The 25,911-nt window shown below is 54.4% G+C and carries 21 protein-coding genes; 5 read left to right on the top strand and 16 right to left on the bottom strand.

What is annotated here, in order from left to right; all coding sequences use genetic code 11:
* Nucleotides 1-157: 157 nt before the first annotated feature.
* Together C1877_RS05185 and C1877_RS05180 are read right to left on the bottom strand one after the other, a co-directional pair.
* The gene (locus C1877_RS05185) at nt 158-829 is read right to left on the bottom strand and encodes a winged helix family transcriptional regulator (protein ID WP_015538606.1); all 672 of its coding nucleotides are present in this window, start codon (nt 827-829) and stop codon (nt 158-160) included.
* Between the two features lie 33 nt (nt 830-862).
* Nucleotides 863-2,206, bottom strand: a complete 1,344-nt coding sequence (locus C1877_RS05180) for a glutamine synthetase family protein (RefSeq protein ID WP_114568588.1) — start codon at nt 2,204-2,206, stop codon at nt 863-865.
* A 258-nt stretch (nt 2,207-2,464) separates the two neighbouring features.
* Here C1877_RS05180 and C1877_RS05175 point away from each other — a divergent pair, with 258 nt between their 5' ends.
* From C1877_RS05175 to C1877_RS05155, 5 genes are all read left to right on the top strand, one after another.
* On the top strand, nt 2,465-2,827 hold the full coding sequence (locus tag C1877_RS05175; RefSeq protein WP_244909799.1) for an Hpt domain-containing protein: 363 nt from the start codon (nt 2,465-2,467) through the stop codon (nt 2,825-2,827).
* Nucleotides 2,828-2,854: 27 nt separating this feature from the next.
* Nucleotides 2,855-3,349, top strand: a complete 495-nt coding sequence (locus tag C1877_RS05170; protein WP_015538604.1) for a universal stress protein — start codon at nt 2,855-2,857, stop codon at nt 3,347-3,349.
* Nucleotides 3,350-3,445: 96 nt separating this feature from the next.
* Entirely contained in the window at nt 3,446-4,756 is a 1,311-nt protein-coding gene (locus C1877_RS05165; RefSeq protein WP_244909798.1) for a glycosyltransferase family 4 protein, read from the top strand.
* A gap of 107 nt (nt 4,757-4,863) precedes the next feature.
* Nucleotides 4,864-6,090, top strand: a complete 1,227-nt coding sequence (locus C1877_RS05160; protein WP_114568586.1) for a DegT/DnrJ/EryC1/StrS family aminotransferase — start codon at nt 4,864-4,866, stop codon at nt 6,088-6,090.
* Complete coding sequence (locus tag C1877_RS05155) at nt 6,090-6,689, top strand: sugar transferase (RefSeq protein ID WP_114568585.1); 600 nt, start codon at nt 6,090-6,092, stop codon at nt 6,687-6,689. The genes C1877_RS05160 and C1877_RS05155 overlap by 1 nt, the downstream gene beginning before the upstream one ends.
* A gap of 121 nt (nt 6,690-6,810) precedes the next feature.
* Here the strand turns inward: C1877_RS05155 and C1877_RS05150 are convergent, their stop codons facing one another.
* The 14 genes from C1877_RS05150 to C1877_RS05085 form a co-directional block, all read right to left on the bottom strand.
* A complete protein-coding gene (locus C1877_RS05150) occupies nt 6,811-8,664 on the bottom strand; it encodes a glycosyltransferase (RefSeq protein ID WP_147274512.1) in 1,854 nt (617 codons plus the stop codon).
* A 73-nt stretch (nt 8,665-8,737) separates the two neighbouring features.
* On the bottom strand, nt 8,738-10,408 hold the full coding sequence (locus C1877_RS05145) for a cell wall-binding repeat-containing protein (RefSeq protein ID WP_114568583.1): 1,671 nt from the start codon (nt 10,406-10,408) through the stop codon (nt 8,738-8,740).
* Between the two features lie 82 nt (nt 10,409-10,490).
* A complete protein-coding gene (locus C1877_RS05140; protein WP_114568582.1) occupies nt 10,491-12,521 on the bottom strand; it encodes a cell wall-binding repeat-containing protein in 2,031 nt (676 codons plus the stop codon).
* 8 nt (nt 12,522-12,529) lie between these two features.
* Nucleotides 12,530-14,254, bottom strand: a complete 1,725-nt coding sequence (locus tag C1877_RS05135; RefSeq protein WP_114568581.1) for a cell wall-binding repeat-containing protein — start codon at nt 14,252-14,254, stop codon at nt 12,530-12,532.
* Between the two features lie 46 nt (nt 14,255-14,300).
* Nucleotides 14,301-15,482 carry a glycosyltransferase family 2 protein gene (locus tag C1877_RS05130; protein ID WP_181813796.1) on the bottom strand — a complete coding sequence of 394 codons (1,182 nt, stop codon included), beginning with the start codon at nt 15,480-15,482 and terminating at the stop codon, nt 14,301-14,303.
* A gap of 48 nt (nt 15,483-15,530) precedes the next feature.
* A complete protein-coding gene (locus C1877_RS05125; RefSeq protein WP_244909797.1) occupies nt 15,531-15,872 on the bottom strand; it encodes a DMT family transporter in 342 nt (113 codons plus the stop codon).
* Nucleotides 15,873-15,879: 7 nt separating this feature from the next.
* A complete protein-coding gene (locus C1877_RS05120) occupies nt 15,880-16,272 on the bottom strand; it encodes an EamA family transporter (protein WP_114568578.1) in 393 nt (130 codons plus the stop codon).
* Between the two features lie 2 nt (nt 16,273-16,274).
* Nucleotides 16,275-17,483, bottom strand: coding sequence for a type III PLP-dependent enzyme domain-containing protein (locus C1877_RS05115; protein ID WP_181813795.1), 1,209 nt, complete (start codon nt 17,481-17,483; stop codon nt 16,275-16,277).
* Nucleotide 17,484: 1 nt separating this feature from the next.
* The gene (locus C1877_RS05110; protein ID WP_114568577.1) at nt 17,485-18,444 is read right to left on the bottom strand and encodes a glycosyltransferase family 2 protein; all 960 of its coding nucleotides are present in this window, start codon (nt 18,442-18,444) and stop codon (nt 17,485-17,487) included.
* Nucleotides 18,445-19,470 carry an NAD-dependent epimerase/dehydratase family protein gene (locus C1877_RS05105; RefSeq protein ID WP_080143475.1) on the bottom strand — a complete coding sequence of 342 codons (1,026 nt, stop codon included), beginning with the start codon at nt 19,468-19,470 and terminating at the stop codon, nt 18,445-18,447.
* Nucleotides 19,471-19,500: 30 nt separating this feature from the next.
* A complete protein-coding gene (locus tag C1877_RS05100) occupies nt 19,501-20,766 on the bottom strand; it encodes an ATP-grasp domain-containing protein (protein WP_181813794.1) in 1,266 nt (421 codons plus the stop codon).
* Entirely contained in the window at nt 20,759-21,916 is a 1,158-nt protein-coding gene (gene rffA / locus C1877_RS05095) for a dTDP-4-amino-4,6-dideoxygalactose transaminase (protein ID WP_114568575.1), read from the bottom strand. The genes C1877_RS05100 and rffA overlap by 8 nt, the downstream gene beginning before the upstream one ends.
* Nucleotides 21,913-22,995 carry a dTDP-glucose 4,6-dehydratase gene (rfbB, locus tag C1877_RS05090; protein ID WP_114568574.1) on the bottom strand — a complete coding sequence of 361 codons (1,083 nt, stop codon included), beginning with the start codon at nt 22,993-22,995 and terminating at the stop codon, nt 21,913-21,915. Before rfbB ends, rffA begins: the two co-directional genes overlap by 4 nt.
* Entirely contained in the window at nt 22,992-25,850 is a 2,859-nt protein-coding gene (locus C1877_RS05085) for a YfhO family protein (protein ID WP_181813793.1), read from the bottom strand. Before C1877_RS05085 ends, rfbB begins: the two co-directional genes overlap by 4 nt.
* Between the last annotated feature and the right edge of the window lie 61 nt (nt 25,851-25,911).

Here is a 25,911-nt window from a genome sequence, read left to right as displayed (position 1 = left end):
AAGATTCACACGAGAAGCGAGGGCCTGGCTTCTGGCAGAAATCAACCAGGGAGGGGCAACTCGCTCGGTACCTTGGTGAGAGGTTCAACCTGCGAGGGTCGGGTAGCTGCGAGGGTGCTTTGCCCTACGACACCGCCGCTGCTTCAACCAGCGGCCCCTACGCGCTCCATAGATAGCCCACGCCGCGGACGGTTTCCAGATGTTGGGCGAGGTCGGGGCCGAGCTTGGCGCGGACGCGGCGAACGTGGACGTCCACGGTGCGGCTTCCGCCGTAGTAGTCGAAGCCCCACACGCGGCGCAGCAGGGCGTCGCGGGAGTACGCGCGGCCGGGGTGGGTCACGAGGAAGGCGAGCAGGGCGTATTCCAGGTATGTGAGGTCCAGGGGCTCGCCGGCCACGTTCACCTGGTAGGTGGCCAGGTTGATGGTCAGGGAGTCCACGGCGACGAAGTCCGACGCGGAGCTCTCGTTGCCGGGCCACAGCAGCTGGCGGATGCGCGCCGCGCACTCGTCCGGGGACGCGCCGTGCACCACGAAGTCGCTCTTCACCTGCACGGGCAGGCGGAACTCGCCCAGCTGGTCCTCTCCCACGATCACGAGGAGCGCCGCGGAGCCGTCCTCCAGGAGCAGCGACTCGGCCTGGGCTACCCTCCCCAGCGCCTCGCCGCGCGCCTCGTAGACTACCAGGTCGTAGCCGGGATGCTGCACCAGCAGGTTCTTCAGCTGCGCCGACGATCCGGCAGCCACCTCCACGTCGAGGCCCGAGAGCACCTGCTGGAACTTGTGGGCGTTGTCCAGGCTGTCCGCTACGAATATGACTGATTTCCCCATACTAGAGTCTCCGACCGTCCGCCATGGCCTCGGCTACAGCACCGCCAAGTAGCGGTCGCGCTCCCACGCGCTCACGTTGCCCTGGTACTCGTTCCACTCGGCGCGCTTGGCGGCCACGAGGTAGGAGTGGATGTGGTCGCCCAGCGTCTCGCGCATGAGCGCGGACCCGGCGAACAGCTCCACGGCCTCGCCCAAGCTCTCGGGAAGCGTCTGGATGCCCTGGCGGCGCAGATCCTGGCGCGAGAGCGCGAACAGGTCCTGGTCCTCGGTGGGGGGCTGCAGCTCCAGCCCCTCCTCGATGCCCGCGAGCCCCGCCGCCAGCATGGCGGCGAAGGCCAGGTAGGGGTTCGCGGCGGGGTCGGGGCTGCGCAGCTCGATGCGGCAGGCGTCCTCGCGGTCGGGCCGGTAGCCGGGTATGCGCACGAGCGTGGAGCGGTTGCGGCTCGCCCACGACAGGTACGTGGGGGCCTCGCCCCCGCAGACGAGGCGCTTGTAAGAGTTCACGAACTGGTTCGTGACCAGGCAGAACTCGGGCGCGTACTTCAGGATGCCCGCGATATAGCGCTTCGCCACGTCCGACAGGCGGTAGCCCTGGGGGTCGCGCGCGTCGAAGAACGCGTTGTTGCCGTCGAGGTCGAACAGGCTCTGGTGCACGTGCATGCCGCTGCCCGGCTCGCCCGCCATGGGCTTGGGCATGAACGAGGCGTACACGCCGTGCTTCAGCGCTATCTCCTTCACCACCAGCTTGTACGTCATCACCGCGTCGGCCATGGACAGCGCATCGGCGAAGCGCAGGTCTATCTCGTGCTGCGAGGGCCCGTTCTCGTGGTGGCTGTACTCCACAGGGATGCCCATCTTCTCCAGCGTGAGCACCGTGTCGCGGCGCAGGTCTGAGGCGTAGTCGAGGCTCGTGAGGTCGAAGTAGCCGCCGCGGTCGAGCACCTCGGTGCCCTCGGGCCCCTTGAAGTAGTAGAACTCCAGCTCCGGGCCCACGTTGAACACATAGCCCATCTCCCGGGCCTTCCCCACCGTACGCGCGAGCACGTGGCGCGGGTCGCCCTCGAACGGCAGGCCGTCGGGCGTGCGCACGTCGCAGAACATGCGGGCGACCGCGTTGGACTCGGGGCGCCAGGGCAGCACCTGGAACGTGGAGGCGTCGGGGTACGCGAGCATGTCGGACTCCTGCGTGCGGCAGAACCCCTCGATGCAGCTGCCGTCGAAGCCCATGCCGTCGGCGAGTGCGTCCTCGAGCTCGCCCGGCACGACGGCGAACGACTTCATGGCGCCCAGCACGTCGGTGAACCAGAAGCGCACGAAGTGAACGTCGCGGCTCTTGATGGTCTTGAGGACGAAGTCCTGGTCGGGGTTCGCGGTCATGGGCGCATCCTTTCTCTCAAGCTACCATTATAACCCGCGATGTTTCGGTCTCGTTACGCAACGCCCCGGCCATGCGGCGAGGTGGCGGGAAGGCCCTTCGCCCCCTTGCCTGCCTTTCGCGAACCGGTCGGTAACGCGCGCGTGACGGATGGGAGGCGCGCCCCATTCGCCACGCCGGAAGGTTATACTTTAGAATCCGCCCGCGGCCGAGCGCCCTGGACGGACGAGGCACGCGAAACGAGAGGCAAGGCAACCATGATGGCAGAATACGCGGAAGCGTTGAAAAGAAACGGCATCGACTACGACGGGGCGATGGAGCGCTTCGGCGGCAACGCGGAGCTTTACGAGCGCCTTGCCCTGAAGTTCCTCGACGACACGCACTTCGCCGCACTCGAGCAGGCATTGGCTGGCGGCGACGTGGACACGGCGGTCCGCGAGGCCCATACGCTCAAGGGCGTTGCAGGAAATCTTTCGTTCGCCGCGTTGTACGAGGCGGCGAGCAAGGTGAACGCAGCCTTGCGCGAGGGCGACCTCGCAGGGGCGACGGCGCTCATGGATCCCGTCCGCAGCGCGCACGCGGCCGTCGTCTCCGCTTTGAGCTCGCTGCGCGACGCGCGCTGACCTGCGATTCCACGAAAGGTGGCACCGATGAAGTTCTCCAACATCCTCGTACCGTTCGACAAGTCCGCGCACGCCGTCCACGCGCTCGAGATCGCCAAGGGCCTCGCCGAGGAGGACCCGGCCATCCAGCTGCACGTCGTCGGCATCATCTTCCTCTCGGAGATGCCGCCCTCCCTCGGCCTGGAGGCGAACCCCTACCAGAGCGTCCCGCCGCTCACGGTCGACCCCGACCTGTACAAGCAGCTCGTCGAGGCGGCGCTCGCCCGCGAGAAGGAGGACATGGGCGCGGCGATCGGCACCCTGCTCGACGGGCTGCCGAACCCCGTGCAGGTGCTTGCCGTGAACGCCCCGTCCGTCGTGGACGGCATCAACGACTACGCCCACGACCACGGCTGCGACCTCATCGTCATGGGTTCCCGCGGCCTGGGCGTGCTGCGCGGCATGCTGGGCAGCGTGAGCTACGGCGTCCTGCGCTCGGCGGACGTGCCGGTGCTGATAGCGAAGGAAGCGGAGAAGGAGTAGCGCGGGCTGCCCGGGCCTTCTGTTCTTGTGGAGCAGCCGGCTGCCTTGCGGGTTCTCGGCCGGCCTTTCGCCCTCCCTTGGTATAATGGCCCGGTTATGGATACCTTGACCCAGCAGAAGAAACCGGCGGAGAGCGCCGCGCGCGTACCCAAGCGCATCGCCGTCGTGACGATGGGCGTGAAGCTGGGCGACGAGACGCGCGGCTACACGCGCTTCCGCTTCCTCTCGGAGCTGCTCGCGCGCGAGGGCTTCGCCGTCGACCTCGTCACGTCCACGTTCCAGCATTGGGAGAAGGCGCAGCGCGATTGCTCGAAGCCCTGCTACCAGGGCCTTCCCTACCGCATCGTGTTCATCGAGGAGCCGGGCTACACGAAGAACCTCGACCTCGGGCGCATCCGCAGCCACCGCGTTGCCGCCAAGAACCTGCGCGAGCACTTCGCAAAGAACGCCGGCGCCTACGATCTTGTGTACGCGGAGATCCCACCCAACGACGTCGCGCGCGTCTGCGCCGAGGCGGCCGAGGCGCAGGGCATCCCCTTCGTGGCCGACATCAACGACCTGTGGCCCGAGGCCATGCGCATGGTGGTGGACATCCCCGTGGTGAGCGATGTGGCGTTCTACCCGTTCGCGCGCGACGCGAAGCGCGTCTACCAGCTGCTCTCCGGCGCCGTGGGCACCTCCGACGAGTACGCTGCCCGCCCGGCCAAGGACCGGCAGCGCCCCTACCCCCACACGACCGTCTACGTGGGCAACGACCTGGCCGCTTTCGACGCGGGCGCGAGCCGCTTCGCCGACGCGATAGAGAAGCCCGCCGACGAGGTCTGGGTCACGTACGCGGGGACGCTCGGCGCGAGCTACGACGTGGCCACGCTCGTGAGGGCCGCCGCACTGCTCGAGCAGGAACGGCTCGCGCGCACGGGCGCGCCGGCCGGCCCGACGGGGCAGGCGATCCCGCCCGTGCGCGTGAAGGTGCTCGGCGACGGGCCCGACCGCGAGAAGCTCCAGGCGCTGGCCGCCGAGCTGGACGCCCCCGCCGACTTCCTCGGCTACCAGGACTACGAGCACATGGCAGCCTACCTGTGCGCGTCCGACATCGTGGTGAACTCGCTGGTGAAGTCCGCCGCGCAGAGCATCGTCACGAAGATCGGCGACTACCTGGCCAGCGGCAAGCCCATGGTCAACACGGGCTCGAGCCCCGAGTTCCGCTCGAAGGTCTCCGCCGACGGCTTCGGCGTGAACGTGGAGGCGGAGGATCCGCGCGCGCTCGCCGAAGAGATAGCGAAGCTCGCCGGGCACGCGTCGCTGCGCAAGATCATGGGGGCGAAAGGACGCGCCGTGGCCGAGCGCGAGTTCGACCAGCCGCGCTCGTACCGCGCGATCGTGGATTTGCTGCGCACACTGCTGTGATTTTGGTTGAGCGCCTCGCCAAAACGGCGGCGGCGCGCGAGAATATGAGTTTCGGCGCGCCGCAGGCAAGGGCGCGCTTGCCGTGCCATGAAGCAAGGAGCGATATCTTGACCGAGCAGAGACGCGTTTCGTTCTCCCCGCCTGACATCACGCAGGCCGAGATCGACGAGGTTGTGGACACGCTGACAAGCGGCTGGATAACCACCGGACCCAAGACGAAGGAGTTCGAGCGCGAGCTGGCGGCCTTCACGAGCGCCGATCGCGTGGCCTCGTTCTCCTCGGCCACGGCCGCCCTCGAGTGCGCGCTGCGCGCCCTGGGCGTAGGACCGGGCGACGAGGTCATCACGAGCGCCTACACCTACACGGCCTCGTGCTCGGTCATCTGCCACGTGGGTGCGACGCCGGTTTTGTGCGACGTGGCCCCGGACTCCTACGAGATGGACTACGACACGCTGGCGTCGCTCGTGACCGAGCGCACGCGAGCGGTCATCCCCGTGGACATTGCCGGCCGCATGGTCGACTACGGCCGGCTCTTCGCCGCCCTCGAGAGCGTGGGCAGCCGCTGGACGCCCGCCACCGACCTGCAGCGGGCGATCGGGCGCGTGGCGGTGCTGGCCGACGGGGCGCACTCGCTCGGCGCCGTGCAGGACGGGCGCCCCTCGGGCTCCGTCGCCGACTTCACCGCGTTCTCGTTCCATGCCGTGAAGAACCTCACCACCGCCGAGGGCGGCGCGCTGGCATGGCGCGCGGTCGCCTTCGACTCCGACGAGCTCTACAACCAGTTCATGCTCATGTCGCTTCACGGCCAGACGAAGGACGCGCTGTCGAAGACGCGCGCCGGCGCCTGGGAGTACGACGTCGCCTATCCCGGCTGGAAATGCAACATGACCGACATCCAAGCGGCCTTGGGGCTGGCGCAGATGCGCCGCTACCCCACCCTGCTCGCGCGCCGGCGCGAGCTCGTGGGGCGCTACGAGAACGGTTTGGCCGACCTGGGCGTCGACGTGCTGCAGCATTACGACGAGGACTTCGCCTCGAGCGGGCATCTGATGCTCGTGCGCCTGCCCGGCAAAAGCGCGGCGTTCCGCAACGCGCTCATCGAGCGGCTTGCCGACGCCGGCGTATCGGCGAACGTGCACTACAAGCCGCTGCCCATGCTCACCGCCTACCGCGATCTCGGCTTCGACATCGACGACTTCCCGAACGCCCGCGCGCAGTTCGAGAACGAGGTCACGCTGCCCCTTCACACGCTGCTCTTAGATGACGACGTGGACTACGTCGTGGGGGCCTTCCACCGCGCCTGGGACGCGCTTGAGGCGGAGGGTGTCCGCTGATGTACGCGAAGTTCGGAAAGCGCGTGTGCGACCTGGTGATCGGCGTGGCGGCGCTGCCGTTCGTGCTGCTGATCATAGCGGTGCTGGCACCGTTCATCCACTTCGAGGACAAGGGCCCGGTCTTCTACAACGCCCCGCGCGTGGGGCTTGGCGGCCGCGACTTCAAGATGTACAAGCTGCGCTCCATGCGCGTGAACGCCCCCGACCTGGTCATGGAGGACGGCTCCACCTACAACGGCGCCGACGACCCCCGCATGACCCGCGTGGGCGCCTTCATGCGCAAGACGAGCCTGGATGAGATGCCCCAGTTCCTGAACGTGCTGAAGGGCGACATGAGCGTGGTGGGCCCCCGCCCCGACCTGCGCCGCGAGACCGAGCTCTACGAGGGCGACGAAGGGCTGAAGCTCACCGTAAAGCCCGGCATCACCGGCTACGCCGCCGTCTACGGCCGCAACTCGCTCCCCTGGCACGACCGCCTGAAGATGGACGTTGAGTATGTGCGCACCCTGAGCTTCCCGCTGGACGTGAAGATTTTCTTCAAGACGTTCTCGACCGTGTTCAAGCAAGAGGGCGTGTTCGTGGAGGATGGGGGAAAGTAATGCAGTTTCATCGAATTGCCGCACGAAGTAATTAACAGCAGTCCCACGTGTAATGTAGCGCTCGAAGCTACAGAGCGTGTACAACAAGCTTAAACGAGTTTTTACCGCCACACACTCCGAATTATGCAGACTCACCTAATCCCAAATACGTACGCCAAAATGCTTCTGACGTTAACCACGGCATAGCATCACGATAAGCGTGCGCCACTTCGTCCTTACGCGAGGCATACTCTTGCATAAGGCGACGATAACGCTTCCTGAGCGATTGGTAACGCGCACGGTCCAATGTCCGGACATGCGCATTCTTGCCCGAAGCATCGAAAGCGACGAGCGTCCTACGGCGCATCGTCTTCCATCCTGGATAGGCACCTCGGCTATAGTAAACAGCTGCAGGTTCATCGGAGAGCAGCATATCCGGCAAAAAATGCCGATCATGCGGTAGCATCTCTAAGAGCTTCAAGACAGGTCCACGCATATCCTCCCCAGCCAAGTAGTTGTCATCGGGCTTCGTTTTGCTAATAACTGCCGAGTCTAACTCGGACAATGGAACTAGGCGTTCATTCTTCGCGCCGTTCAATTTCATAAGCTCTTCGCCATTCGCTGATGCTAAAAAACTAGGCCCTTTCAGATAGTCCTCTAAACCATCGAGCAAAAGCTCGGCGCTTCCATAATTAAGAGAACGTAGGTAGATGTCGAATGTGCGCTTCAAGCGAAGCATAAACATGCGCTCCAAATTCATTTCGTCAGCGGCTAGCATGATAAGAAAGTTGCGCACATATTGGTAGCAGTCTACGGAAGCGCGAAACCGACCCTCGAAGCTCGCATGCCATACGCAAATGCCGCCCATGGTCATGATAGTGGGGCGGCAGCGCATTCCGTATTCAACATCATCACAACGGACAAATACGGGAAGCGGCAAGCCATACTCGCGAATCATCTCGACCGGAATGCAACAATACCACCACGCACCGTAAGCATTCTCCACCTCGACATTGATCACTTCGTTTTTTACCACATCGACCATTTGATCAACATGCAGATCTGGCTTCACCTTGTCATATATACCGTCTTTTCGCACAAAGCCTACGTCTTCGTACTGCAGGTTAGGCTCCTCAAGCGACAGCATCGCCCCATTAAGGAACGCCTGCTTATAGCAGTTCTTCACAAGAGAAAGAAGATTATACGTACGCTTAAAACTCTCGGGCGACACATGCACGTCATCGTCCATGAGCAGCACATGAGTAGCACCTCCGGCAAGTGCCTCAAGCATTCCACGGGCAAACCCCCCCGCACCTCCAACGTTTGGATTGGGAACGATAGTCACTCCATCGTCAGAAAGCGTTTCGACATCGAGCGTGCGACCGTTGTCCACCACATACATATGAAATCCGTCAGAAATGGGCTCGTTTCCGGCTAGCACTTCACGCCTGACTGTCTCGATATTCGGTACGATATAATCTTCCTTCTTGAATGTTGTCGTACACAGAGCAAGACGCACTGGTCGTACTAAGGCGTCATCGACCTCTGTATAGTAGTATGCTGCTTTTACGCGCGTTGTTCCCTTTGAATGCAACACAAACGACACAAGAGGAGCATCACTTTCGGGCAAGCGCAAATCAACCGACGCGAAACCCTCATGGCTCCCTCTAAGCATAATCGGTGTGCCATTAATATGAGCAGCAGAAACCCCCTCTGTTAACTCAACAAACAGAACGCTGCATTCGTCTCCAGCAAATTCAAGATGCAAAAAAATCGGGCCCACATTGGTGTATCGACACCATTTACGTAAAGAAAACGCATTGAAGTATGTTGAAAAATCTATCTCCCCAACAAACGCAAGGGCCCTCAAATTGTTATCATATTCGGCCCTATCGGCACGATAATACAGCTCAACGTGGCCAGCAGCAAAGTCATCAGGGATCAACAGCACATTTGCCAAAGAAAGGTCTCGCACAATAATCCTGCTCTCTTGCAAAACTTTCAATCATTATAAAATAACCAGAAAACAATCGATACTGAAGTATTGGCTAACACGAGCGTTTAGACAACTACATTATCACGACAGCCTGCGAACCCAACACCGAGTATATCCAACCAAACGACCCGGCATCCCGGCTTACATACCCCGATATCGAATCAGCCACAAGTACAGTTCCGTTATTTTTATCGAAACCTTTTAGCACGACAGTGTGGGTTCCGCCATACAGGCGATACGGCGTTCCATCATGCCATCGCGTCTCAGTCGACAGCCCAGGCAAACCCATATCCACCGTATTCCACACAATAACAGGATAGCCTTGCGCGATATAATCATACAAATTGCTAAAGGAAGTACCTGTAATGTTGTAGGCACGCAGAGAGCTTCCATGGGCACCAAGATAGTTATTTGCAGCAATGCACAGTGCAGGCGCGCGGCAGGAATTCCATGCGCCCCCACCCCAGCTGTATGGGTTTCCTTGATATGCAGTGACCCAATCCCAGCCACTTCTAGGCAACCACCTGTCTACTATTTCATATTTTGATAATGAAAACCCATAATACGTCAGAGCATTGCTAAGTGCCACGGCTTCACAACCCGTTGGAAGCTCAGGATATTGCATCATGCACATCATCGATAAATCAACATAGGAAATGGGTAACCCAAGTTGATACCCAATATGCATTCTTAAACGCTCGGATATTACCGAGGTGCCTCCAAAAAACCGAATTTGTGAAATACAATTCTTATTCGCCTTAGCCACTTCAATTGTGGAAGATCGATCGTCTCCAACCAATAGAAGAGCTGCGCCTGTCTTTGCTTGGAGCACAGCCCCCGAAAGGGCATCGTAAGGAGATCCCCCGGATGCAAAAGCTACATTATCCCAAGAAAGGATATGCGATGTCACGGACCAACTCGCCACCGCCGCTGAGGTATCGAATAGAGTATTGCCCCAAAGATGTACGAGCGAACCTCCTACATACGTAGAAATTCCGTCCAAAAACCCTTTCGTGAGACCAGATATGACGTTGTGGCCTCCTATAAGCAGAACATCCCGAAGCTCACCTTTGGCAGCAAGTCGAGACAAAGCGACTTTTTGCTCGTCAGATAAATTATGCGTTGAATCAACCAGGAAAATTGGAGCTTTCTTTGCAAAGGCTATTGGGGAAGCCGAGAGAGCATCCGCAAAATCCGTGCCTGTGGCGACAATCGCCAAATCCGCATCCCATTGGTCGAACCACTCGTTAAAGACGGCCATTTGCGTATCGAAAGCCGTTTGCCCCCATATACGACTCCACGAAACTCCTATCTCGTCTAGCTGCGCCAAAACCGGATCAGAAACTACATTTTGTCCGCCAACTACAATTACATTACTTACCCCAAGCCGATTTAACTCGCTTGCCGTGCAATTGGGCAGTTGCGAAGACTGACTAAACAAAATTGGACAATCGAGAAGCCCGGCTAAGCTGGTAGCAGACAGCGCATCGGGCCACCCGCCCTCACCGACAAGAATAGCCGTTGCGCTACCGTTGGGGAACGCGGCGGATGATTGGCTTACAGCCGTTTCGAACAAGGTTAGTCCCGCATAACTCGATACAGAAGAACCAGAGAATATCACCGTCCTGCTCTTTTGATCGCCTAACGCCTTCACCGGCACAGCCGCAAAAGTCAACACCAAAGCGACAATGCCAGCGACTACGCGTAAAAAACCCGGGAGAGAGACCCCTTTCGAAACAGCCATTCCTCCGACACATCTCCCATCATGCTAACGCAGCCGCCAACACCACAACAGATAGTCACACCATCCGGCGGGCGCGACGCTTTTATCTATACTGCGGCACATCAAAGAGCAAACCTGATGTTGCCATTTCCAAACCGATAAACCTGTAACAATCGCTCATAACATTCGCTATGCCTGTTGCCCACGTTCTGCCCGTAGCATACTGGTGCCAAACGGTATTTTCGTTTGCCGCTTGAAACACGTTCCATTTCATCTTGTACAACGAATCTTGGCTCCAGCTGCCTAGCACATAATTATTTGACACCCATTTCGCCGCACCTAGAATCGCATTGCGAGGGGTACTCCATCCTTGGATAACAGCCATTTTACGACCCCCGCTTAACGGCGAGTTATCGTAAGCTCCGATACCGAAAAAATTATAGTATCGTCCGGCAGGGTAATACGATCCGTCAATGTACCCGCCTTCATAATCAAAGCCCATCGCGAGCTGCGATCGCCCCCAATCGCTTTCCAAAATCGCATGCGAAAGCAGATAGACCTCGTTGACTCCATAAGTCTGCGCCGCCTCAATAAAGGCAGAACCCATACCTGCAAGCTTCCCATTGCTGCCATATTGCGCTATGAATGCGTTGAGCTGATCTGCCGACACTTTTCCCGAATAGCCCCCATTAATTCGAGCAAATTGATAAAACGTTGACTGGTTGTAACTAAAATTATCAGGATTGAGGCTTTCTAGGATCTCTGTTTTAGAATAATTTTGATAACCTTTTGAAGCTTCTACCTCCAGATCGCTCATAGCGTTCAAGGATATGTCAAAATCGGTATAAATCAGGGATCCTATAAGCTCGGTAATTATCGCGTTGCGTACATTATTGTGAACCACGTTGCGCCCGCCGAAGAAGCGCACGGACGACACGTCGCCCGCATGGGACGCGGCGGTGCGCACGGTGGCGTCCTGCGGATCGTCCACCAACAGCAAGACCGACCCGCTCTCGCCCTGGAGGACGGAGCCGGCGAGGGCGTCGTAGGAGTCCCTCCCGGTCGCGAAGGCGGGTGCCGCCCAGCTGAACCCTTGGGTGGACACCGCCCATTCGGCCACCGCCGCCGACGTGTCGTAGAGCTCGGCTCCCGCCAAGCGCACACATCCCCCCGTGCGCCCGGACGCAAGCACGGTGACCGCGTCCATGAAGCCCTCCGTAGCCTCGGACACCACGTTCGTTCCGCCGGCTATGGCGGCGTTCGCAAAGGAACCGGACCTGGCGGCGTCCATCAAAGCGGTCTTCTGCTCCGGAAGAAGCCCCCCTCCGGAGACGAGGAACACGGGCGCCTTCTTTGCGTAGGCCACGGGGGCGATGGACAAGGCGTCGGGGAAGTCCGCGCCCGTCGCAACGATCACGAGGTCGCCCGACCACTGCCCGGCGCCCCTCTCGTACACGGCCATCTGGGTGTCGAAGAGGGACTCGCCCCAGATGCGCTCCACCTCCGCCCCCGTCGCCGAGCCCAGGGCGTCCAAGCCGCCCTGGGACACGAGGTTGGGGCCGCCGACGAGGAGGATGTGGCTAACCCCGAGTCTCTCCAACTCCGAGGCCGTGGCTGCCGGAACGGAGTCCTTCTCGGTGAACAGGATCGGGCATCGGTACACGCCCGCCAGACTCGTTGCGGAAAGGGCGTCGGGCCATCCGCCGCGGCCGACGACGATGGCGTACTCGGAGGACGCGAAGGCTCCTGCGGACTGCGCGGCGGCGGTGTCGTAGAGCTCGGCGCCGGAGTACTCCTCAACGCTCTTCGAAGAACTAGAAGCCAACAAGCTAGAAGTATTTATCGGATTGTAGCCATTCGTCTCGATCCCCGAGGACTGTGCAACAACTCGCTCAATTTCATCATCGGAGATTGAGCTGAACACCTCATCCTCAACAATGGAATCATCCGCAGGAATGTCTTTACTAGCGTCACCATCTTCATTTTTCCAAGTACTAGATGAGTCTTGGCTTTGCGCAAACTCACTCGAGGAATCACTATAATTATCTTCAGCATAGGATATATTGGGATAACAAAGAGTTACCACCAAAATGGCAGCTAAAGTGCACTTTACATAACCCCGTCTTATAATCATTACATTCCTTACTCTACAATCCCGGCAGCAATTTCATAGGCGATAGTCACTTTTCGAGCCTGATATTGATTCATATCGGACTGGCTATCAATAAAAGCCACCTCTAACAACGTTGCGGGAAGCGGGCCGCCCAAAATCGCAACCTCTTGGCGCTTCATTCCCCTGTCGTGCAATCCAGTCCCAAAAATTAGGTGAGGGTGTATCTGGCTCTGCCATGAAGGAGAGAGACCGGCAGCATTGTATTCGTGTATCAAAGACTCAGTGCCTGATCCTCCGCCCGCATTGAAGTGAATAGAAACGATTGTATCGCATTTTTGCGCCACTGCTTCCGCATGACGCAATTTATACCAACCACCATCATCATTGAGATATACCGAAACACCGTACTCGTTCCTCAAAATGTTCGCAACCATTCCAGCAAGTTCTTTAGTCAGGGTCGCCTCCTGGTAGCCACACCCCGTAGCTCCGGAGTCGTACACACCATTGTTTGAATCATTCCAACCATGGCCCGCGTCTATATAAACTCTAAAGCCGGGCAACGAAGCGTAGGAGTACCCGAAGGAATCGGCTATCCCCATACGGACTGCAGAAGAAACCACGTTGCGCCCGCCGAAGAAGCGCACGGACGACACGTCGCCCGCATGGGACGCGGCGGTGCGCACGGTGGCGTCCTGCGGATCGTCCACCAACAGCAAGACCGACCCGCTCTCGCCCTGGAGGACGGAGCCGGCGAGGGCGTCGTAGGAGTCCCTCCCGGTCGCGAAGGCGGGTGCCGCCCAGCTGAACCCTTGGGTGGACACCGCCCATTCGGCCACCGCCGCCGACGTGTCGTAGAGCTCGGCTCCCGCCAAGCGCACACATCCCCCCGTGCGCCCGGACGCAAGCACGGTGACCGCGTCCATGAAGCCCTCCGTAGCCTCGGACACCACGTTCGTTCCGCCGGCTATGGCGGCGTTCGCAAAGGAACCGGACCTGGCGGCGTCCATCAAAGCGGTCTTCTGCTCCGGAAGAAGCCCCCCTCCGGAGACGAGGAACACGGGCGCCTTCTTTGCGTAGGCCACGGGGGCGATGGACAAGGCGTCGGGGAAGTCCGCGCCCGTCGCAACGATCACGAGGTCGCCCGACCACTGCCCGGCGCCCCTCTCGTACACGGCCATCTGGGTGTCGAAGAGGGACTCGCCCCAGATGCGCTCCACCTCCGCCCCCGTCGCCGAGCCCAGGGCGTCCAAGCCGCCCTGGGACACGAGGTTGGGGCCGCCGACGAGGAGGATGTGGCTAACCCCGAGTCTCTCCAACTCCGAGGCCGTGGCTGCCGGAACGGAGTCCTTCTCGGTGAACAGGATCGGGCATCGGTACACGCCCGCCAGACTCGTTGCGGAAAGGGCGTCGGGCCATCCGCCGCGGCCGACGACGATGGCGTACTCGGAGGACGCGAAGGCTCCTGCGGACTGCGCGGCGGCGGTGTCGTAGAGCTCGGCGCCGGAGTACTCCTCAAAATGCGATGCCGACATAGTGGCTCGACTATTAGCATTCAAGCCTGAATCACCCGGATCAACCTGCGTGTCTACTGCCCCAGCAGAAATCGCTGCAAGCAGTTCATCGGCGGTCAAAGAGGTCTGATCTTCATCCTCGATAGTGGCCCAGGCCGAATAAGGAAAAAGCATAGAAGCCATTAGTAGAATTAAAAGAGCGATCGACATGTTTTTAGAACACTTGGCTAGGACGCCCGACATAAGCTCACGCCTTCCCGATTATTTGCACTGCCACATATCATAATCACTATACTTTTCGTCCGAAATCGCGAAACCATCTAGGAACGGCCGTGAAGACCGACCCGATTCTCCATGTCGTAGAATCGTACACAGCTGCCAACTCGCGCCCTGCATCCTTCAACCTTTCCCAAGCGTTTTCTTTGTCGGCGCGCTCCGCTAAAACAGCTCCATGCAAATCCTGAATATCTTTGTTCCATTTCTGGGCATTGGCAACTTGCTGCTCCATAGGTTTCAACAACAGAAACCCATCAACAACACGACCTTGAAAAGACGAGCTGAGAAGTTCCGGGGAGACTTCTCCATTTGCACGCACAATCGCCGAAAAAACCATTTCGTCGATAAGCGACCAATAGAAAACACCGGCATATTCTTCTTCTATTCTGCGAACAGTTAGCTCGTGAAGGTTTTTCAAGCGATGGATCCTTGAATACCGCAAATTATCCGACAGCCCTTTAAGCAGATCAACCTGAGCGGAGCTATCCCAAACAACTTGCTTATAGCCAACTCGAGCTTGATACACAACATCAGGAATTGCGTAAAACATCTCCAAATACCCTAATAAGGCTACCAAAAAAGGTGGGTCTTCAAATCGGGAATATGGAGCAAACCTGATACCGCTATTCTTTATCTCTCTCGAACGAAACATAAAACGCGTGAATCCATAATCGAATTGGTAATCAAGGAAAGAAACAAAACCCTCCCTCTTGAAACTTTGACCCCAAAGAAGCCCGTCGAAATCATATCTTACCTCGTTGTCTGTCTCGTCAAAAATACTATACGAGCCAGCTACCGCCTTGGCATCATGCTCAACTCCAGCGCAATAAAGCCGTTCTATTATTGCAGTATCAGGATATATATCATCAGAATCGCAAAAGATAAGATACTCGCCTCTCGCCTGATCGATCGCACGATTTCTACAAAACGATGCTCCTTTGTTTTTTTGACTGAGGAGGTGTAGCCGATCATCTCTCGCCGCATACTGGGCAAGTATGTCACCGGTGCCATCCGTCGAACCATCATCTACGCAAAGCACTTCTATATCAGACAAGCTTTGCGACAACACCGAGTTCAAACATGTTTCTAAATATTTTTCTTGATTGTAGCATGGAATAATTACAGACACTTTCGGCACGATAGCCCCTCTTTTTTCATACAGACAGGCCCGGCTGATGTCCCAAAGAATGCTCACCAGCTTTCGCCCTCTTTGACAGAAAAATCATATTTTTATGCATTGGACCTACCCCGTACCTAAGGACGATACACAAATGCCCGCAACTATAAGCATCAGTGCAAACATCTTTTTGCGATTAATTTTCTCACCGAAAATCAGAACGCCAAAAACCGTAATATACAGATAGCTCGTCGCCTCAAGGACAGGACCAAGGGATAGGGGTATTCCACGATAAGCCAAGATACTAAAAAAGGTTGTTCCGAAGAACAATACGTAGGCGAAAATAACTTGAGGGTTCAGATATTCATCGATTGGTCTATCGTATTTTTTCATGGCAGCTTTTTTTAGAAGCACCTGAGAAATCGCGCTCACAAAAACGCCAAAAAGTAGAACGAGCGAATAGATCACAACCGTTTCATTCATTGGACATATCCCCTGCGTCTTGCCCAGAGGCACCATCTGAACGCGCATAAACAACAACGCCTGCGACAACCAACAACGCTCCGGCCACTTTAAGCGCATTAATAGATTCCCCAAAAAAAAGAAAACCCCAAACAATGCCCCAGACGACCGTAATCGCCTTGTTTGCAAACGCGGTTGTCAGAGGAAGTCTCTTGATAATCTGTTGCCATGCGATTGCGTACACACCAAGGAGAAAAATTATTCCAAGATAATATGCGCAGAACTCAAAACTGAAGAAATCTTTCGTAGACGCAATTTTACCCAAAATTCCCGTTATGGAATACACCACAAGAACAAAGTGTAAAACAATAAGTGTCTTCGTTGAAGACTTAACACCTGAGAACATGTCTATTCCCAAATACCGCAAGGAGGTCGAACGAAAGAGGGCTGACGCTCTATCTCAATTATGTCCCCATCCTTAATGTAAACAGCAGGGGGGCATTTGATGAACATGTTCGGAGTAAATGCCATGGAATATGCACCAGCATTGTTGACGACGACAATGTCGCCAGGAGATAATTCCACAGCGTCAACCAATTCGCAAAGTCTATCGCTATCCATACAGGTATATCCGCACAAAATCTGCGACGGATGAGTATCAGACGATACAGCATGCAACGTTAGATTATATGACGTCTTCTTCATTTCATGATCAATGTTAATGCGCGAAAGCTCCGTAACGACATAGCGCTCATCGAGTATGTCCTTTACGTCTACGACTCTTCCGACATAATAACCTGGGGTGCAAACGACTGCACCACCGGGCTCTACGATCAACTCGACCTTGTCCGGATCGCAAACTTTTCCAAGTTCCGATTCGATAGTGAATACGTATTCTTCATAAGCGCCAACGTTGAGCGGACCGCCACCGAAAAAACCACCGCCAATATCGACGTAATCCAAGCTGAGTTCGCATTCCTCCACTATGCGTGCAGCATAACGCGCGAGCATCCGGTAGACGTTGTTTGAGCGACTGCGCGTCGTGGCATGCATGTGAAGTCCCGACACCACAATATCCCCCTCATCGAACGCACGCAATTCGTCCACAACGCGCGCAAAATCGCCCCCCTCGAAAGAAAAACCGAAACGCCCATGGTGCTCTTCAAACAAAGTTTCACCCGGACAATACTTTTCCAATTCTATGTTTGCGCGTACGCCGACCTTCACAAGACGCGATGTTGCTGCAGCATATTCTTTTACCCATTCGATTTCTCGACGCGAATCCAAATTGACGTAAGTTCCATTGTTAAGAGCAAAGTTAAGCCAATCTCTGCTCTTGATTGGACCGTTAAACACGATCTCGCAAGGGGCGAAACCTTGGGCAAGTGCCAAGTTAAATTCTTCATCGGAAACAACTTCCGCGAGACAGCCAGCAGTTCGCGCTTTTGATAAAATCCAGGGGAAAGGGTTCGTTTTGACCGAGTAGGCAACATGAGATTTGTCTGACCATTTTTCTTCAAGTGCGTGCCTGAAATCATCGAAGTTCTGTCCGAGCTCTTGAGCGTCCAGCACAAAGCACGGCGTCTCTAATTGATCAACTTCAGCGAAGTTCAACATGTCACTCTCCCGCCCCCTCATGAACACGCTCGTCAATCAAGGTCTTCTTCACATACTGCGGTGCATTATTAATTGTCATGAATAAGCGCCCGAGATATTCACCAATCAGCCCCATAAACACCATTATCGCGCCCGAGCAAATTAGCACAGCCACCATAAGAGAGCTCCATCCAAGCTGCATATCTTCGTTGAGAAGACGCTGGACCACCAAGAAGATAGCCCCAACTATACCGCCTCCGCCCATCAGCATGCCGATAGCGGAGCAAAGTCGTAAAGGCAAAAGAGAGAAGCCGAGAACCGTCGACCAAAGCCGCAGCAACGTCTTAAATGTGTAGCCGGACCGCCCTGATTCCCGTTCAAAATGCCGAACTTCAACATTGCCTATATTCCAGGTTGATCGAAAAATCAAACCCTGGATATAGACATAGGGACCGCGGTATCTGATGATTTCCTCGGCAATATACTTTCGCATAACGAAAAAACTGCTTGCCACTATACCTTTGGGGCGCTGGGTCAGCACGCGCATAGACCACACCGTAAACAGAGAACCTAGGCGCCGCCACCATGCCTCTTTATGCTCCGGATAGCAAGCAAACACAACATCGTAGCCGCCGTCCATGGCCTCGATAAGCTTAAGGCACTGCGACGGATGCGTTTGCAAATCGTCGTCCATAACCATAATCAAGTCCCCTGAAGCATAATTGAGACCAGCGATAATTGCACTATGCTGTCCAGAGTTTTTTGCAAAATCTATTCCGACAACTTTGTGATCTTCTCGACACAACGTCTCAATTTCCCGAAACGTTCTGTCAGTCGATCCATCGTTAACGAGTATGAATTCGTAGTCAAAGAACTTTTTGACCAGCTCATCTCGCGTTTGATGCACAACTTTTGCAATAGTAGCCTCGGAGAAGTAACAAGGAATGACAACGGAAACTACTGTACGCGCCGTACATTCCACTTATTTTTCACCATACTTTTCTTTGAAGAAGTCCGCAAAACGGTCATCTTCCATTTCTTTTTTATAGTCGACAAGGAATGCTATAGGATCATACTCGGGAGAGTATCCCAACTCTACTTTCGCCTTATCAACATTCATGTAGTAGTTGACGCAATCATGCTTCTCTGGACAATAGACAATTTCCGAAGGTCTGTCCTTTGGAGAAAATACTGTGATGATGTTTTTCACCTGCTGTTCCAATGAGGTCATCACACCAGTACCCACATTATATATACCGCCCTCATTTCGGTCGACAAACAAAGCTTTTTCCATCATTTGGCAAAAGTCCTTAACGTAAATCAAATCCATGCCTTTTTCTGGATCGCCCCAAACCTCAAGCGGCTTTCCCGCTTGCGCTTGGTCTATCATATATCTATAAGAGCTTGTGGCCGGCTTGCCATCTCGATAAAGAGTTTTGCTATCATGCATAAAACAGTAGATGTTTGGAAGCCTGAATGCAAAACACTTGAGACCGTAATTAGCTTGATAGTTCCAGCATAGCTGCTCGGCAGCAATCTTTGTAATCGCGTAAACCGAATGGTCACCGGTCATAGGAGGACGACGTGGCATGTCGTCCTTCAATTCCACCAACTCTTCAAAATAGCCTGCATAATCGGAGATGGTTTGCGTGTACAAAATCCTGTCCGCACCCGCTCTGTGAGCATAATCGAGAACGTTGAGCGTCCCAAGCACATTCGTATTAACGTACTGCCACGGATCATACCCCTTCATATAGGCAGGCAAGGCACCCGCAAAATGGATGACAGCGTACACATCTTCCTGCGGCAACGAAGCAAACGACTCCCTGTTCGCTATGTCTGCAGAAATGTAGCGAACAGCAGGCGCATATCGGTCAAAAAAAGTGAGATCCTTTCGCCCAGAAGCAATAATCTCCCACTCAGCACTGTCTAGTCGCTCGACAAGATAATCGGTCAAGTAGAGGCCCAGCGTTCCCGCCGCACCAAAAATAACTATCTTTTTGCTCATGTCGCCCCCTTCTCGGCATTCTACCAGCACTCATTCGTAGCTTGGCAGTTCATTATGATACACTATACTTTTTCCGTTCTCATCGCACACATCAAACGACCGGTATAAATCAAATGTCGAATGATCCAGTGAATCATAATTCTCTGCGCATAGGTATATCCTGGCGACGTAGGGCTTTTCTCCAAATCCATGCCCGACGCGCTCGCCTTCACGATAGTACATAAAACTTTCGCAGACAGAATCCCCCGCATTCCCTATAGCGGCAACCGCTCCGTCCATCGAACCAATCACTGCCTCGCGTCCGTGAAAGTACAAGCCACAACAGCAGCGAGAAAAAGAATCAATATCGTGGTCCTCAAGTCGGCGCCGAAGCGATTTCTTGTCGTAAACGGTATCTAGCAACAAATCTTCAACACGCAGGCCGCTGCTATAAAACAACAACTCATGTTCGTATCCGAAAACCCTTCCCGCAATCTCGCAAACCTGAAGGCCCCTCTTGGCGCTCCAGAAAAATTGCATGCAAATCGGACCGTTTCGCAGTCCCACATAAGCGGAAACTCGCTGAACAATCGCGAGAGCCTCTTCTCGAACACTGTCTTGAAGCCGACTCGGGTAAACAATCCTGCTCACATGAGGAACCTCCCAAGATACTTCCGAACTCTTCTCACGATCCGCTATACTAACAGCGTGCACGGCACCGTCCGCGACCCATGCGATCATATTAAATTCGTAGTCTGGGTTATATTCTTCCATAATAGCTTTCCCTTGGGATGAAACGCACTCGGCCTCGACAGCACGAGCTCGAGCTTGCGCTTCATCCTCAACCACGAATACACCGCGTGAGCCATATCCTGCTACCGGCTTGATAACGCAGGGGTAATTTACAACTGGGAAACTTTCATCTTTTGAGGACACAACGAAACTTTGAGGCGTTGGGATAGAGAGATCCTCGAACATCTTCTTCATAAGCGTCTTATCGCGAAGAAAATTCATGCCCGCAGAAGGGCAGTAGCTTGGAATGCCCGTAAGATCCGACAACCGACAGAGACACTGAAAAAGTATGTCGGAATACGCGGTAATGATTCCGTCAACTCGCTCCCGTTTGCACACTTCAGCGAGAGCTTTGGCATCGGTAATGGGAATGTCGTACTTTGCGTCAGCGTATCGTTTTGCCGGACCATCTGCATATCCATCAACCACAATCGTGCGATAACCGCGGTTCCGAGCGAGTTCTACCAATTCGACGAATTCATCCATGGAGCCTAGGATAAGAAGATTATGCGATTGATTATTCATCGACTCTCCCCACCAGAGCACTCGTGTCGTAGAAGTTTTTGACCGCCTCGATAACCTCATCTTGCTCGGATAAGGAAAGGTTAAAATAAAGGGGCAATCTAACTAAACGCTCGCTTTCGACAGTCGTATAGACTTCGCTTCCGTGAAAACGACCAAACCGCACGCCTGCGGGCGCAGAGTGCAGCGGAACATAGTGAAAAGACGCTTGTATCTCTCGAGCCTTCAAAAAGGCGATCAGCTCAGACCTCTCCGAAAGGTTGCGACACTTGAGGTAAAACATATGAGCATTGTGCGCACAATCGACGGGCACCGTCGGCAGCTCTACCATCCCCGCATACGCCAAGGACTCGAATGCCGAACGATAACGCTCCCACTGAGTAAGGCGCTTGTCGTTAATGCGGTTAGCTTGCTCAAGCTCGCCCCATAAATAAGCAGCGTTAAGATCACTGGGAAGGTAGCTGCTTCCGTAATCGACCCAAGTATACTTATCGACTTGTCCACGGAAGAATCTTGCACGATCCGTACCTTTCTCACGAATGATTTCGGCTCGTTCGCCGTACGCAGGATCATTAACAAGCAGCGCGCCACCTTCACCCATCGAGTAGTTCTTCGTCTCGTGAAACGAGAGGCAGCCAAAGTCGCCGATGGTTCCAAGAGGGAGACCTCGATAAGTGCTCATCACTCCTTGCGCCGCATCCTCGACAACCTTCAGTCCATACGTGCGAGCGATGTGCATAATTGCATCCATGTCGCAGGCAACGCCTGCATAATGAACCGGTACTATTACTTTAGTTTTCGACGTTATTGCAGCCTCAATTTTTCGCTCATCAATATTCATAGTATCGGGCCGAATGTCAACGAACACTATATTTGCGCCCACAAGCACGAACGCATTGGCAGTTGAAGAGAATGTATAGCTTGGCATGATGACCTCATCGCCCGGCGCGAGATCGCAAAGAATCGCAGCCATCTCGAGCGCAGAGGTTCCACTCGTCGTCAAAAGCGCCTTATGGCAACCGAAATTGTGCTCAAGCCAGCCATGGCATCTCTTGGTGAACGGTCCATCACCGCATATTTTTCCACCTCTCACTGCTTGAGCAACATAGTCAAGTTCAGTGCCCACGAAAGCGGGTTTGTTAAAAGGAATCATCGATCCTCCCCTTGCGACAACCGGTTGCGATCGCCATACATCGCTTTATAATAATTCTGGTAGCCGCCACTCGTGACACCTTCAACCCAAGACTTGTTTTCGAGATACCAAGCGATCGTCTTCTTTATACCATCCTCGAAAGGAGTATCGGGCATCCACCCCAACTCATTTGAAATCTTCTTTGGATCGATGCCATACCTGCGGTCATGTCCCTTTCGATCCGAGACATAATCAATTAAATCGCGAGAAATATTTTCGTTAACATTGCACGAAAGATAATCGAGAATGGTTTCGACTATGGCCACATTCGTCCGCTCATTATGCCCCCCCACGTTGTAGACTTCCCCTAGTCTACCTCGCTCGATAACCACGTCGATAGCCTTGCAGTGATCCTCTACATAGAGCCAATCGCGAATATTCAAACCATCGCCGTAAATCGGCAGCTTCTTTCCATGCAAAGCATTATTGATCATGAGCGGAATAAGTTTTTCGGGAAACTGGAACGGGCCATAATTGTTCGAGCATCTGGTAATGTTAAAGGGGAAGCCATATGTGTCGCCGTAGGCTTTCACGAACAAATCCGCAGATGCCTTGGAAGATGAATATGGGCTATGAGGATCGAGCGGCGTATCCTCGGTAAAATAACCATCCACACCCAAGGAACCGTACACTTCGTCGGTCGAGACCTGCAAGAACTTCTTGCTCCCATACGACCCATCGTCAAGCTCCCATGCCCTCCTTGCCGCATCAAGCAGGGACACGGTGCCACACACATTGGTGTTGACGAACACCTGAGGGGTCTCAATGGATCTATCCACATGAGATTCTGCTGCAAAGTTCACTACAAAGTCGACATCGAACTGCTCAAACAACCTGTCAACAGCTCTTGTATCGCAAATATTCACTTTTCGAAAATGATATCGATCGTCATTTTCGACCGCAATCAGGTTCTCAAGGTTTCCCGCATACGTAAGAGCGTCCACATTGACAACGCAGATATCCTCATAACGCTTTAAGAGGTAGAGCACAAAATTGCTTCCGATGAAGCCGGCTCCCCCGGTAATTAGATAAGTTTTCATTTTGTCTCCTCCGCTATTTTTGTGCGCCGAACACGCCCCACCACAACAACCGCGCCCAACATCACCAGCCCGACCAAGGAAAGCATCGCACCGGTTTTAAGCCCGGGGGTTTCATACCGCAGCTCTACTTCATGCCGCCCACCATCAAGCTCTACGCCCATGAATGCCACATTGGAGTGCTTTATCTCGACAGGATTGTCGTCAACGTAAGCGCTCCACCCACTTGAGTAAGGTATTCCAAAGTACAAAAGCTTCGGCGACCCTTCTGCATCTGCCGTACAAGAATAAGTCGATCCGTTAAAAGAGGCGCCGTGAATCTTCGCCGAAGTTGATTTGAGCTTCTGTATCTGATCAGCATAAGCATCGATTGGTTGGACAACTATCTGCAGATCCTCAAGGTCATACACCCCAGCAGACGAAAACGTTACTTCTACGTCTTTGCGCTCTTCATCAGAATATCCCAAGTTCACCAGCCAAGAATCCTTTCCACCATACAAATGACTCGATGCTGTGGGATTCCAAACCTGTTGGCTCACGTCATCGAGTTTAACGTCAAGCTTTACATCCTTCGTCGGCGAACCGTAGAACACATCGTCAAACAACGCGAGCTCTTTGCTATACAAGCTCATACTCTCCCGCTGCGCCTCGGTAAACCTACTTGATGGGGGCACGTCGGAATACTTAACCCCTTTGATATAAAGATAGGCCTCGACATCAGCTGGTATATCGGCTTTGAGCACAATCGTTGCACCGGAACGCACCACGGTAAACTTCGTACCATCTATCTCGATACCCTGTTCTTCGAACGCATCATTAACATCATCAAAAGACTGCTCCTTATCCAGCTTCGGGGCAATCTCATAAGACACCGCCTGGTCAGTAAACCGCAGATCCGCATTCTTCGCAAGAGACGAAGGTTCCTCGATCACAACGCCTTGCAGGAGCGCCTGCTGCCTTTGTGCGGGAGTCATCGCCTCGAAATCAGCTTCGTCAATCACCTCGTCGTAGAAAAAAGTGGTGGGCAAGTAGTCGTCCGTCCCATAGGCGATATATTCCATCCCATCGTACACTCCGCAAGCCGCCTTATGCGTGAACAACGGGGGGAGCATATCAGTCTGCCCTTTCGGTACAACAAAATACTTCACGCCGGCCAGAGCCTCGAGGGGCGTGCGAGCATCAAGGCCGGTGTACGAGAAATTCATCGACGACGAGATGAGTCCCATATAGGAATGATAACGATCAACAAGATCATTGTAGTAGCTGCTGTAGAACAAAAGAGCGTTTTGATGTTGAACCATATTGCTGTTTCTGAACATAGGGACGCGAGATCCGTCGTAGCGCCAAAAAGAATCATCAACTATCTCGGAAACGACATTGCTGGGATTGTTATTTACAAGAAGTTCATAAGAGCGTCCTATGCCGACTTGACGGGAGGCGGCATGAGGGCCACCTGAAGTAAAGATCGATCCAAAGTTATTGAATACAAACGCGATACAGACAAAGGTAGAACCTAAGATAGCGAGCTTTGCTTTCTGCTTTGCGATGTCCTTCGCATTGCACAGCAGAAATGCTAAACCGATCAGCACGATACAGGAGAACAGCACTTCCTTGCTTGCAAACGGCAAGAAAACCAGCCCCGTAACCAACGCATACGCAATCGACCCGATTACGACAAAGCGCTTTTGGCGCACATTCAGAGCGAGCAGTCTAGGCATCACCGCAACAACAATATAAGATACGCAGAGCGCGTAAGCCCATACCCACCTGTTATTCGGATAAGCAAAACCGTTGAAAACCTTTCCAATGGCTGGCAGACATAAGAACACCGTCAAGACAATGAACATGATTTTCATTATTCCGTCTACGCTACCAGAGACGTCCCTCGACTTCTTCGTGCCGAACAATGCGAAAACCGCGATGAGGGCAATTGCAGCAAACCCATACGAGCAATCTGCACCAACATCGGTTCCAGCGAGAAAGCCAGCAAGTAACTTTATGTAATACAAGGGTTCGTAGAACAACGCCTCGGGCCGATCAACTCCTAGCCGGCCTTGCCCAAGTATTGCCATTGCGTTAGGAACGAAGAAAACCATGCCGATAAGGGCACCGATCATCGTGTAGCCAGCTATTTTGAAAACCCATTTCGCAAACCCCCGTGGTGTTTTCTTCTCATCGAGATGCCAATAACGGACGAGACAGTACACCAAGAGTAACAGACAAATCGAATACGAGAATGTCACCGAATTCAAAAAACAGAGCGCTATCGACGCAATGAACAGGACTGGATTTTTTCGGTCGAATACCTTATCGATACCCCAAAGCACTAAAGGACCGTACACGAGACAAGCCAACATGAACACCTGCGTGAAAGCAAGTAACGTGAACCCACTAAACATAAAGACTACTGCACCAATAAGCGTTCCGAATCTTCCATTTCCCTTGTACAGGCAATAAAATGAGAAGATCAAACCAGCGAGGTACAGGTGGATCGCCACCGTCATATTCAAGGCTAAATCTGCATATTCAAGAGGGAAAAACACAGAAATCAGATTAACAGGATCTCCAATGCAAGAGAACAGCGTCACCAACATGTCTCCGCCATAACCAATTTCCGTCGACCACATTGGCAATGCAAAATTATGCTCGACGAAAATTGTATTAAGTATTTGGCGAAGCCACTCGCCTTGCGCAGCAAAAAAAACGTACTGCTGTTCAAGCCCGTCGGTCAACCATAAGAAGCCTTTTCCCGCCATCAAAAAACTAAAACACATGACGATGAAAAACGCTAAAAATACCACACTGAATACGACAACGTATGAACGCTTGCTTGTTGAACACTCAAAGCGTTCGATCAAGTTTTCCCCTTTTTGCATCATATGATATTAGTTTTCGCCACCTTAATCATTGATGATTTAA

Source organism: Gordonibacter pamelaeae (genome assembly GCF_003340385.1).
GTDB classification, from domain to species: domain Bacteria; phylum Actinomycetota; class Coriobacteriia; order Coriobacteriales; family Eggerthellaceae; genus Gordonibacter; species Gordonibacter pamelaeae.
This window is presented reverse-complemented; position numbering and strand designations above follow the sequence as displayed.